This is a genomic window from Acetivibrio ethanolgignens (genome assembly GCF_001461035.1).
Taxonomy (GTDB): Bacteria; Bacillota; Clostridia; order Lachnospirales; family Lachnospiraceae; genus Velocimicrobium; species Velocimicrobium ethanolgignens.
In genome coordinates this window covers 60,053-72,287 of record NZ_LNAM01000197.1, presented here as the reverse complement: position 1 = coordinate 72,287, position 12,235 = coordinate 60,053, and the positions used below count along the sequence as shown (strand labels likewise).

The following is a 12,235-nucleotide window of genomic DNA, read 5'->3' as shown; positions in this document are numbered from 1 at the left end:
CACTTAATAGAACTGGAATTATCATGCTTGCTACGAGAACAAGGATAATAACTCTGGAAATAATTTTTTTTGTTTTGTTACTGTTAAAATTCATGTTTTTTACCTCTTTTCACTTTATTATAGAAAGGATGTTGTTATGTCATCAATTTCATATCTTATTTTTTCATTTACTGTTGTTTTTCTTGTCGTATTCAGCCTCAAAATGAGTGCTGCAAAGAAAAAAAGTAAGGCCAGTGAGGACTTCTGGGAACGGGAACGCAAAGCCAATATGACCCGCCGCGTGGACCCGGATACCATTGAATACCTCAAAATACCAGTCGATACCCTTCCTTTCCAGGAAAATCCGGATGAAGAGCTTCAGGAAATCCAGGATACCATTAAAGCCCTTTCCAAAGAACGGCTTCTCAATCTGACAGGTCTTACCAATACGGATATCAAGCTTGCCTATGGTACAGCCAACCTGCCTCTGGTTTCCCAGTGTGACCAGAGATTTACCCAGCTTGCCCGCACTCTCTACAAATGGGCCTCCTACCTTTTAGAGCATGGCGAAACAAGAAAGGCCCAGACTGTCCTTGAATATGCCGTTTCCTGCCAGACGGATATCAGCGGTATCTATACCATGCTCGCCGATATCTATCTTAGAGAGTACCGAACCGAGGATGTAGCCGGACTGATACTGACCGTTGAAAAGCTTCCTACCCTCATGAAGGATTCTATTATCCAAAAATTGAAGGCAAAGCTTGCAGGCCAATAACGGCCTATTACTATACTTTACCAACGCTTTCTTCATTATGCAAGCATTTTTTTCAGGAAATTTTTTCTTATTTTTCCACTTCTGCTGCCTTACAGTATTCACGCAGAAAGCATTCCCCACATTTCGGGCTTCTGGCGGTACAGATGCCCCTGCCGTGGGTAATAATCTGTATATTATACAAAATCCAATGATCCTCCGGAAGCACCTTCATCAAATCGTATTCAATCTTTTCCGGATCCTCCTCCTTTGTAAAGCCAAGCTTCCTTGAAATCCGCTTTACATGGGTATCCACGACAATACTTGGTTCATGGTAAATATTGCCCCGGATGACATTTGCTGTTTTTCGCCCAACTCCCGCAAGGCTCGTAAGCTCTTCTATAGAGCTTGGCACCTCGCCGTTAAACTCCTGTACCAGCCGTCTTGCACATAAAATAATATTCCTTGCCTTATTCTTATAAAAACCGATAGAGCGGATATCCTGTTCCATTTCCTTTGTATCTGCATTAGCAAAGGCCTCCAGTGTCGGATATTTCACGAATAAGTCCTTGGTTACAATATTGACTCTGGCATCGGTACACTGGGCACTTAAAATAACAGCAATCAAAAGCTGCCATGGTGTCTCATGATTTAGATAACACTTGTACTCCGTTGTATAATGCTCATCCAGCAAATTGAGAATTTTCTGCACCCGTTCCTTTTCTGCTTTTCTCATATGATTCCTTCCTTTCAAAAACAACATTCTCAAGCTTCCGCTACTTTTGCACAGATGACAAAAGCCTGATGGTTCAGGGGATTTCTTTTCTGATAATCAAACAGAAGCCACTGCCCCTTCGTTCCCGGTTTTCCTGTCCTTACCGCTTCTTCTATATTAAATGCAAACCACTCACCGTGTACCATTCTTCCCAGCTGTCCTGGCTGTATGCCCTCATAGCCGGAAAGTAGCTTTGGTTTTTGAGACTCCTCCTCCAGTATTTTCCGAAGCTCCTCCTTATGCTCTCCCATATCCTTCATAAAGGCCGGACGGCTCTTTAAGTTCTCCCGAATATACAAATCATAGGTCAAAAGCTCTGCCATAGTCCCTGAAAGCTCCGGCTTTTTCTCCCGGATAAAATCTAATAGAATCTCATAGCGTGCCACCCTCTTATGGTTCACCTGATACAGCCCCTTTTCCTCGTAGTAAGCACCAAGCTCCCCGAAAAAGCTGTAAGGGGAAGGATAATAATGCTCCAGAAAGCCAAGGCTTGCCTCAAACTGTCCACTGTTATAATAAATTTCGACCATTTCTTCTATCTGTTTTAGGGTCAGTACATCATCATAGGAAAGCCATTTGGTCTGAAGCACCTCAAAGGGCGGTCTGGACTGATAGATAAGCCCGTATTCTTTTGCTTCCTTTTCCATCCTGGCTCCCTTTAACACCTTTAAAAATCCCAGCTGTAGCTGCTCCGGCTTTAATCGGTAGACAAAATCAAAGGATTTTTGAAAGGTTTTAATATCCTCATAAGGAAGTCCGGCAATTAAATCCAGATGCTGATGAATATTTTTCCCCTTTTTTACACCCTGTACCGCAAAGGCGAGCTTATCTAAATCCATCACCCGGTTAATTGCCTGTATCGTTTCTCCATGGATGCTCTGCACCCCGATTTCTAACTGTACCAGCCCCGGACGCAGGGTATTTAAAAATGTAATCTCTTCCTCCTTAAGGAGGTCTGCCGATATTTCAAAATGGAAATTTGTTACGCCCTTATCCTTTTCCTTAATAAACTGCCAGATAGCCATTGCATGGGCATGATTGCAGTTAAAGGTTCTATCAATAAATTTGACCTGGGGTACCCGGTTCCCAATAAAAAAGGAAAGCTCCTCCTTTACTAGGGAAAGGCTTCTAAGACGGATTCCCTTTTCGACAGAGGACAGACAATAGCTGCAGGAATACGGACATCCCCGGCTGCTTTCATAATACACAATCCGGTTTTCCAGGTTTTTAAGGCTCTTATAGGGAAAAGGTATCTCATCCAGAGGAAGAGGCTTTCTTACTCCTGTAAAAAAGGGCTCTGTTATACTGTTTTCTAAAGTCCTTCGGAAGGCAATTCCTTTCACAGCCTCTAAGCTGCCGCCTTGCTTCCACACTTTCAAAAGCTCTGTCAGAGTTTCTTCCCCCTCGCCAACCATGACACCAGAAAGAAACGGTTTCTTATCCAGCTGCTCCAAAGGGTTATAGGACACCTCCGGCCCGCCATACCATATCTCGCACTCCGGCAGCACCTTCTTAAGCTCTGCCGCTACCCGGTCAATAATAGCAATATTCCAAATATAACAGGAGAAAGCTATTATCTCCGGCTTCTTCTTATAAATCCCGGCGAGAATATCTTCCTCCTGATGATTAATGGTATACTCTGCATATTCTACAGACTCACCCTGATTGGCAGCATAACTACACAAGGAGTACACTGCCAGATTAGAATGAATATATTTTGCATTAACTGCTGTTAAAAGTACCTTCATACGATTTCCCTTTTCCACACTATCCCAGATAGGCCTTCAAAAGCCGGAAGGTATTGTCCACGCCCTCCTTATGGCTTCTTTCATAGCCCATGCTTCTGAGTTCTTCCATTACATATTCTGCTGCCTCTCTTGTATAGCCGGATGGGCTGTCAATCGAAAGAAGCTTTTTTGTCTGCTCTATGATATAATCTAACATTTTCTCCTCCTGCCTTTACTGATAAGTCATTAAGTTTTTAATAATGACTGCTGACACCGGCTTCATCCAAAGAGTAAGCATACCCTCTTCCGTATGAAAGTTCTCAGCTTCCAGGCTGTGTCCTTCCTCATCCGTTTCAATCAGCCGCACCAGAGTCTCATCATCCTTGACTCCCAGCTGCCAGGCCGGTATCACGGCTTCCTTCCTATCACGGCTTTCATTAACCGCGATTATGATTTTCTCTTTTTTATACAAACGGCCATAAGCGATAAAGCCCGGCTCTCCATTTAGCTTTAAAATAGATCCTGTTTTCAGTGCCGTATAGTCCTTGTGAATCCGGATCAGCTCCCGGTGAAGCTCAATCAGCTCGTGATCCTCCCGGCCCCACGGATAGGTACGGCGGTTATCCGGATCAGTAAAGCCGCATAGTCCAGCTTCATCTCCATAATAAATGGTCGGTGCTCCCGGCCAGGTCATCTGCATCACAACGGCTGCCCGGAAAAGTCCTTTATTAATATCCTCGCTAGCTGCGGCATAGCCAAGGTGGGAAACCCTTCCAATCTTTCCATTTGTTCTGGTTAAAAACCGGGAATGGTCGTGATTCGAAAGCTCATTCATCGCCACCTGCATCGATGGCGTATTCATTCGTGCCATATTGTAATTCATAGCCCTCCAGAAGGCATCTGCATTACCCTTAAGCTCTAGATTTTCATTATCGCTGTGCTTTTCTATACCTGTTAAAAACCAAGTAACTGGCTCCATAAAAGCATCATAGTTCATGACCGTATCCCACTCATCACCCTGCAGCCACACACTTGGGTCTCCATAGTGTTCTGCCAGGATAATCGCCTCTGGATTCACCTCTCTTACCTGGGTTCTAAATTCCTTCCAGAAGGCATGATTATATTCTAAGGAATACCCCAGGTCTGCCGCCACATCCAGCCGCCATCCATTTACAGAAAACGGCGGAGAAACCCACTTTCTAGCAATCCGCAGTATTTCCTCCTTTAGCTTCTCCGAATTTTCATAATTGAGCTTCGGCAGAGTATCATGTCCCCACCAGCCATCATAATGGGTATTATCCGGCCAGGCTTCCTTGCGAAAGCCAAAATAGTTTCTGTAAGGGCTATCCGCTGCTATAAAAGCACCCTTTTCATAGCCGTCCTCTGTCTGGTAGAGCTTTTCCCGGTTCATCCACTTATTAAAGGAACCACAGTGGTTAAAGACACCATCCAGCACAAGATACATGTTCCTCTTGTGAAGCTCCTCTACCAGCTCCTTCAATACCTCGTTACTTGCCTCCAGATTTTCTCTGTCAGTCACACGGCTGCGATAAAGAGAGGCATGCTCATTGTTCTGCTCTCCTGGCTTTAAAAGCTCGCCTTCCTCCCGGACAATTTCCCCATAATGCGGATCTACATAATCATAATCCTGAATGTCATATTTATGATTGGACGGAGAAACAAAAATCGGATTGAGATACAGGACATCAACTCCCAACTCTTCAAGATAATCCAGCTTCTTAATAATACCTCTTAAATCTCCGCCATAAAACTCCCGGACACCCATAAAGGCCGGCGGCTTCGTCCAGTCATCCACCCGCTCTACCTGTTCACCAATATAGCTGTATTCCCCGCTCTTTACATCGTTACTTTTATCTCCATTAAAAAAACGGTCTACAAAAATCTGATAAAAAACGGCCCCTTTTGCCCAATCCGGAGTTTTAAAGCCCGGCAGAATAAAAAAGCCCTGGGATATATCAGCCTTTCGGGAAATACCAAGTCTGTTATAATAGCAGACTAAGGTTCCCGTAATTATTTCAAAATAATAGTTCAGACGCTTTTCTGTTACCTGAATCTCTGCTTCATAATAATCAAAATACCAGTCATCGGAAACCTTTTTCATCGGAATCCGTTTATCCCCAGCTATCAGATAAACAAAATCCACATTATCCTTCCCGGTACGAAAACGAAGCTTTACCATATCATAGGGCTTGGGTTCCGCTGGCTGGCGGTATTCACTCGTTCCATCACTGAACAGGGCCTTTTCATTTAATAGTGGCACTACATGATTTGCATATATTTGTATTCTTTCATTTTTTGAAAGCTTAAAAAAATAATTCTTTGTATACATAATATGACCGGCTCCTATACATAAACTTACCTGTCTATTATATAGCACCGGTCACATTTTGTAAACTAAGCATTCAGCATAACCTTTTCACTGTTAAAGGCTTTTGTTATAATCGCTGTAAAGATAACTGCCGCAAGAAGGCTTCCTCCAACCGCCAGTCCAAACTGGACCATCGTCAGCTCATTTACCAGAAGCTTCTGAATCGCTGTTGCACTTCCATATACCGGAATAGCAAACATTCCAAGGGCAGTTTCCTTATTTCCTGCAAACATGGTAAGCACACCTGCCACTAAAACCACAATATAGGCCGGAGACACATAGGTTCCTGCCTCCTTTGCATTTTTAGCAAATACACAAATAGCACCCACAACTGATACATACAAATATACCAGTGCCAGCATAATCACCAGGAGCATCAGTATTTGCAGCGGAGTTACCTTCATTGTCATGCCGCTTTCCTCCATACCTTTATAGAGCTTTGGCAGGGAAAAGGCAATAGAGCCTGCATATACAATGGCTGACAGGCAGGAAAGTATGGACAAGGACAAAAGCTTTCCGAGCACAATCTGGCTTCGTTTTACCGGAGATACCAGCATACTGGCCAGGGTTCCTCTTTCCTTTTCCCCTGTGATTGCATCAATTCCCAGGCTCATAGGTCCGGTAAATAAAAGAATTACAATCAAATATGGCAAAAGCATACCCATCATCTTGCCGCTGGCTTTGCTCTCATCCATAATAACAGAGCTTGCCGGATCCTTATCTATAACAAATATCGCAAGACTGTTTAAATCACCTATCCTCTCTGCTAAAAGTGCCTGCCGGTAAGGCTCTGCTACAAGCTTTAAAAACTTATCTCTGGCCTCGTTACTATAGTCCTCGGAAGGATTATAATAGGTCTTAAGTTCCGGCACCTCACTGCCATTCTGATAATCTGCTACCTTATTAAGAAAATTCTCTTCAAATACAACATACAAATCCAGAGTCCCATCAAAAATCATGTTCTTAACTTCCTCTTCGGATTCATCCTTTGCATATTGAATATCCGCTATTATCCCACTTTGTCCAATAAAATCAGAAAAGCCTTCCGGTGCGTTTTCCACATAAATTTTAGCTACATGCTCCTTGATATCATCCATCATACTGTTCATAGCCTTACCCATAAAGGAATAGATTCCAACCATCAAAATCGCTGGCATGATAAACAGGCTAAATACCATCTTTTTATCGCTAAAGACCCTGGTAAGCTCCTTATTCATTACAATCATAATTGGATTTTTCATTCTTCTTCCTCCTTACTGTACTCCTGATACAAATGGAAGAATGCATCCTCCAGATCCTCGCCGCCGGTTGCCTCTAAAATCTCGGAAAGGGTACCCTCCATAACCTTCTGACCGCTAATAATAATACCAATCCTATCACAAAGCTTTTCTGCCTCTGTCATAATATGGGTAGAAATCAGTACCAGCTTTCCTTCCTCGCGGAGCTTCTTTAAATACTCTGTCACTCCACGAGCTGTTACAATATCCAGACCATTCGTCGGTTCATCAAAAATAACTACCTCCGGGTCATGAACCAGACTGACTGCTATAGCCGCCTTCTGCTTCATACCGGTAGATAATTCCTCAATTTTCTTGTTTTCAAACTCAGTAATTCCAAAATAGGAAAATAACTCCTCTTTTCTTGCCTCAATAGCATCATCCGTCATACCATGAAGCCGCCCAAAGAAATAAAACATATACTTTGGTGAAAACTGCGGATCCAGCTTAATATCCGTTGTCAGGAAACCAATGCTTTTCCTGACTGCCTCAGATTCCTTTATCGTATCATGTCCACAGACGGAAATCGTTCCCTTCGTTGGCTGTAGAAGTGTTGCTATACATCGGAGAGTTGTTGTTTTTCCGGCTCCATTCGGGCCCAAAAGTCCATAGATCTCTCCCTTGTTTGCTGTAAAGCCTACATCATCGACAGCCACCTTACTGTTCTTCTTTGTTTTCTGCTTTGCCATCTGCTTTTTAGTAAGCTTATATACCTTTGTCAGATTCTGAATTTGAATCATACAGCAATTCCTCCCTTCTTACGTTGGCTCTATTGTATGCCATCTTCTTTCATTTGGCAATTAGTTCTGCTTGGATAATGCGTTTTTCGGTGTGAATAAAAGTTCATCCCAAAGAGCTGTGCTGATTACCACCTTATAGTTTTCTGACCATTCCTTATATTTTTCCCGGAACAGCTTGTCTCTGCGTTCTTCAATGATGACTTCCTTCCTGTTTGTTGTTGCATCCTCATCGAAATCAGCAATACAGTAAACAATGTAATAGCCCTTTTCCCCTTCGATAACTGGACTAAACTCTCCCGTCCTTAGCTCCATCGCTTCCTGTCCAAATCCTTCTGGCAAATGCTCCCTTCCAAAGGTCAGCTCTATCTCTTCCGAGTCACTGTTTGTTGTTGCAAAATTCAAGAAGCTGGAAGCCTTTTTTGCCTCCTTTAAAAGCTTTTCAGCCTGCTCTCTTGCCACTTCCTTCTGTGCCTTGTCCATATCCCCTGTACTAACCAGAAGATACTGCACTGTAATCTGCCTTGCCTCTTCATCTGTAATATTCGTATCTACCTGTCCCGTCGTTACATCAAAAAGCTTTGCAGCCAGAGTATTATCTGCATAGATCCTGGTCAAAACCTCTTCTTCCAGCCGAAACCTCTCTCTATCTGCCTTGCCGGCAGTCTTAATAATCTGCTGTGCCGCCTTTTTTGCCTCATAGCTTTCCTCCTCATCCAGCTCTATGCCCTCTTTCGCCGCCTGCTGGCACATAATCTTTAACTGGGTAAGATTCGATATTACAGCCTCTCTGGCGTAATCCTCCAGTGTCTTATCCTCACTGAGCTGATAGCTCCAGACTTCTTCTCCCATGCCGGCCTCATACTGCTGCTTCAAGAGGTACAGATAGGCCATTGCCTCCTGTGCTGATACATTATCCTCACCAACAGCCATCATCACTGCATCCTTTGAAATCTCCTTTGCTCCCTCTTCTCCGGCTTTTTTTCTGCCACAGCCTGTCAGCAGCAGACAGAAAACCAGCCCTATGATTATCCATCTATTTCTTTTCACTGTTTTCCTCCTGTTTCTCTAAAAGCCCTTCAACAGCCTCAATCAGCTTTTTCAGCTGCTCAAAAAAGTCATAGGACTCCAGCTTGTAATTCTTATTTTTATAAGCTAAATCATAGGCAAAATAAGGATTAGTCTCCGGTACAAATTTAAGTGCCCCCTGATAGCTCTCAATAAGCTTCGGAATCCGGTTAATGTCCACTGCTGCCTTATTGTACATAAAAATTTTAATCTGATAACCCCGGTGCAGTATCTGTTTGATATACGCCCTATGAGCCAGTGCCTTTATAAAAGCAATGTTTAAAAGGTTATTCACCGCTGCCGGAAGCTCTCCAAACCGATCTAAAAGCTCCTCCTGCATATCCAGGAATTCCTCTTTATTTTCAATTCCTGCAATTCGCTTGTACATATCCAGCTTCTGGGCCTCACTCTTCATATAGCTTGGCGGAATATAGGCACTCATATCAATATCCACATTTGTTTCAAACTCCTCGGTAATGACATCCTCACCCTTTAAAGTCCTTACAGCCTCATTTAACATCTTACAGTAAAGGTCGTAGCCGACAGCCTCCATATGTCCATGCTGCTTTGCCCCTAAAAGATTGCCGGCACCACGGATTTCCAGATCCCGCATAGCAATCTTGAAGCCGGAGCCAAGCTCTGTAAACTCCTTAATCGCCTGCAGACGCTTTTCTGCTACCTCCTTAAGCATCTTATCCCGCTTATACATAAGAAAGGCATAGGCAGTCCTGCTGGAACGTCCCACACGGCCTCTTAATTGGTATAGCTGGGACAGACCAAGCCGGTCGGCATCCTCGATAATCATGGTATTTACATTGGAAATATCCAGGCCGGTCTCAATAATCGTTGTTGAAACCAGGACATCAATTTCTCCATTTATGAAGCTGAACATGATTTTTTCCAGCTCTCGTTCGCTCATCTGGCCATGGGCAAAGGATACATTTGCCTCTGGTACAAGCTTCGCTATGGCAGCCGCCGTTTCATCTATATTTTTTACTCGGTTATATACATAATACACCTGCCCGCCTCTTACAAGCTCCCGGTTGATGGCCTCGCGGATAATCTCATCGTTGTACTCCAGTACATAGGTCTGTATCGGCACACGGTCTACCGGCGGCTCCTCTAAAACGCTCATATCCCGGATACCCACCAGGCTCATGTGCAGAGTTCTTGGAATCGGTGTGGCAGAAAGGGTCAGCACATCTACGTCCTTTTTCATCTGCTTTATCTTTTCCTTGTGGGTAACGCCAAACCGCTGCTCCTCATCGACAATTAAAAGTCCCAGGTTCTTGAATACCACATCCTTAGAAAGCACCCGGTGGGTTCCGATAAGAATATCAACCTGTCCTTTTTTCAGCCGCTCCAGAGTCTTTTTCTGCTCTGCCGGTGTCCGAAATCTGGACAGCATATCCACACTGATTGGAAAATCCATCATCCGTTGGGAGAAGGTGTTATAGTGCTGCTGAGCCAGTATCGTTGTCGGTACTAAAAATACCACCTGCTTTCCATCAGATACTGCCTTAAAGGCTGCACGAATGGCAATCTCCGTCTTTCCATAGCCTACATCTCCACAGATTAACCGGTCCATGATTTTTCTACTTTCCATGTCCTTCTTCGTTGCCTCGATAGCATTCAGCTGGTCATCTGTCTCTTCATAAGGGAACAGCTCTTCAAACTCCCTCTGCCATACCGTATCTGGACTGAACTGGTATCCCTCCTTCGACTGCCGATCTGCGTACAGCTCTACCAGCTCCTTCGCGATTTCCTTTACCGCACCCTTAACCCTTGTCTTGGTATTCTTCCACTCAATAGAGTTTAACTTATTTAGCTTCGGCTTTTTAGCCTCAGAGCTGGCATATTTCTGCAATACCTCCAGTCCTGTCGCCAGAATATATAAAACACCGCCTCCGCCATATTCAATCTTTACATAGTCCTTAACCACCTGATCTACCTCGATTTTTTCAATACCTCGGTAGATGCCAAGTCCATGGTTTTCATGAACCACATAATCTCCTACATTTAAATCAGTAAAGCTGTGTATTCGCGAACCCTCATAAGCGGCCTTTTTCTTTTTCCGCTTCTTTTTTTCTGCTCCAAAAATATCACTTTCGGAAATCACTACCAGCTTGATAAGGGGATATTCAAAGCCGCGGTGCAGGCTTCCATAGGTCACCATAGTCTGTCCACCCTGCAGCATTTTTTCCATATCATCACTGTAAAATACATTTAAATCATAATCCCGTAAATCCTTGCTGAGACGTACAGCCCTCGTCCGGGAGCCGGACAAAAGAAGTACCCGATAGCCCTTTTTATGAAACTGTTCCAAATCCTTTACCAGCAGTTCAAAATTATTGTTATAAGGATTTACCGATTTTACCGTAAAGCTTAATTGCTCCTTTACAGGGAAGTCCTTAAGTTTAATGTCCATGGTATTTAACAGTACCAGACGTCTTGTAGAAAGCCGTCCAAACAGCTCCTTATAAGAAAAGATGACATCCATCTGTCCCGGCAGGATATAGCCTTTGTCAATACGCCCCGTCATACTTTCCCGGAATTCAAGCTCTACCGCTTCTCCCTTCTCAGCAGCCCGCAGTGGCTCATCCAGGAAAAATACGGCATTTTCTTCCGTAAAATAATCAAAAAAGGACACGGTATTCTCATAAAAATAGCGGATATAGCTTTCCAGTCCCATAGAACCACTGTAAATATCCATGGTTTCCTTAAATTCACCTATGATATCCTTAATCCGACGGACCTCCTCAAGCTTTCCTTCCTCACGAAGCTTTTTAACATAAGCCTCCTTGTCCTTTTCAATGGCTGTCAGACCTCTTGCGAGGGTTTCTTCATCCATGATAATCTCAGATGCCGGATAGATGGAAAGCTCCGGTACCGTTTCTATGGAGCGCTGGCTCTCTACATCAAAGGAACGAATCGTATCGATTTCATCATCCCAAAGTTCAATACGATAAGGACACTCCTCTGTCAGCGGGAAGATATCTATAATTCCTCCTCTGACAGCGAACTGCCCTGGTCCTTCCACCTGTCCGCAGCGTTCATAGCCCAGCTGCAGAAGATCCTTTTTTATCTGCTCCAAATCAATAATATCTGCTTCCTTTACGGCTATGACCTTTTCTGCCAGAAATTCCAGGGGAAGCAGACGATCCATGCCACCATCCAGCGTCATGATAATCGTTGCCGGCTTTTTTTCTATCAGCCGCCGTAAAAGGCGAAGTCGCTCCCGTACTATGGCATTTCCGTGAATATCCGCACTGTAGAAAATGACGTCCTTTGCCGGATAGAGAAATACCTCTCTGTCATACAGCTTATAGTCCTCAAAGATTTCCTTTGCCTTTAGCTCACTGTAGGTAATAATTATCCGGTAGGGATAGTCCTTACCCAATCCACAGATAACATGGCTCTTCTGGGAATCGATACAGCCGGAAAGCTGTATCGGTGTCTGCTTTTTTAGCAGATTCCTCCTCGCTCCAATAAATTCATTTAATTCCTTTAATGGTTCTAATAACGTTTTCAT

General features: G+C 43.8%; 9 protein-coding genes. 1 reads left to right on the top strand and 8 read right to left on the bottom strand.

What is annotated here, in order from left to right; translation table 11 throughout:
• Nucleotides 1-136: 136 nt before the first annotated feature.
• Entirely contained in the window at nt 137-754 is a 618-nt protein-coding gene (locus ASU35_RS15710) for a hypothetical protein (RefSeq protein ID WP_058353924.1), read from the top strand.
• Nucleotides 755-821: 67 nt separating this feature from the next.
• Here the strand turns inward: ASU35_RS15710 and nth are convergent, their stop codons facing one another.
• From nth to mfd, 8 genes are all read right to left on the bottom strand, one after another.
• Nucleotides 822-1,466, bottom strand: coding sequence for an endonuclease III (gene nth, locus ASU35_RS15705; protein ID WP_058353923.1), 645 nt, complete (start codon nt 1,464-1,466; stop codon nt 822-824).
• A gap of 29 nt (nt 1,467-1,495) precedes the next feature.
• Complete coding sequence (locus ASU35_RS15700) at nt 1,496-3,253, bottom strand: B12-binding domain-containing radical SAM protein (protein ID WP_058353948.1); 1,758 nt, start codon at nt 3,251-3,253, stop codon at nt 1,496-1,498.
• 19 nt (nt 3,254-3,272) lie between these two features.
• Entirely contained in the window at nt 3,273-3,449 is a 177-nt protein-coding gene (locus ASU35_RS19445) for a hypothetical protein (protein WP_156059451.1), read from the bottom strand.
• Between the two features lie 15 nt (nt 3,450-3,464).
• The gene (locus ASU35_RS15695) at nt 3,465-5,582 is read right to left on the bottom strand and encodes a glycoside hydrolase family 13 protein (protein ID WP_083504345.1); all 2,118 of its coding nucleotides are present in this window, start codon (nt 5,580-5,582) and stop codon (nt 3,465-3,467) included.
• Nucleotides 5,583-5,647: 65 nt separating this feature from the next.
• The gene (locus ASU35_RS15690) at nt 5,648-6,862 is read right to left on the bottom strand and encodes an ABC transporter permease (protein WP_058353922.1); all 1,215 of its coding nucleotides are present in this window, start codon (nt 6,860-6,862) and stop codon (nt 5,648-5,650) included.
• Entirely contained in the window at nt 6,859-7,638 is a 780-nt protein-coding gene (locus ASU35_RS15685; protein ID WP_058353921.1) for an ABC transporter ATP-binding protein, read from the bottom strand. The genes ASU35_RS15690 and ASU35_RS15685 overlap by 4 nt, the downstream gene beginning before the upstream one ends.
• A gap of 60 nt (nt 7,639-7,698) precedes the next feature.
• A complete protein-coding gene (locus tag ASU35_RS15680) occupies nt 7,699-8,685 on the bottom strand; it encodes a peptidylprolyl isomerase (protein WP_058353920.1) in 987 nt (328 codons plus the stop codon).
• The gene (gene mfd / locus ASU35_RS15675) at nt 8,672-12,235 is read right to left on the bottom strand and encodes a transcription-repair coupling factor (RefSeq protein WP_058353919.1); all 3,564 of its coding nucleotides are present in this window, start codon (nt 12,233-12,235) and stop codon (nt 8,672-8,674) included. Before mfd ends, ASU35_RS15680 begins: the two co-directional genes overlap by 14 nt.

Bases quoted from the DNA above. Each gene is read 5' to 3' on its own strand.
- ASU35_RS15710 (WP_058353924.1), top strand. From the start codon at position 137: ATGTCATCAATTTCATATCTTATTTTTTCATTTACTGTTGTTTTTCTT.
- nth (WP_058353923.1), bottom strand. From the start codon at position 1,466: ATGAGAAAAGCAGAAAAGGAACGGGTGCAGAAAATTCTCAATTTGCTG.
- ASU35_RS15700 (WP_058353948.1), bottom strand. From the start codon at position 3,253: ATGAAGGTACTTTTAACAGCAGTTAATGCAAAATATATTCATTCTAAT.
- ASU35_RS19445 (WP_156059451.1), bottom strand. From the start codon at position 3,449: ATGTTAGATTATATCATAGAGCAGACAAAAAAGCTTCTTTCGATTGAC.
- ASU35_RS15695 (WP_083504345.1), bottom strand. From the start codon at position 5,582: ATGTATACAAAGAATTATTTTTTTAAGCTTTCAAAAAATGAAAGAATA.
- ASU35_RS15690 (WP_058353922.1), bottom strand. From the start codon at position 6,862: ATGAAAAATCCAATTATGATTGTAATGAATAAGGAGCTTACCAGGGTC.
- ASU35_RS15685 (WP_058353921.1), bottom strand. From the start codon at position 7,638: ATGATTCAAATTCAGAATCTGACAAAGGTATATAAGCTTACTAAAAAG.
- mfd (WP_058353919.1), bottom strand. From the start codon at position 12,235: ATGAAAACGTTATTAGAACCATTAAAGGAATTAAATGAATTTATTGGA.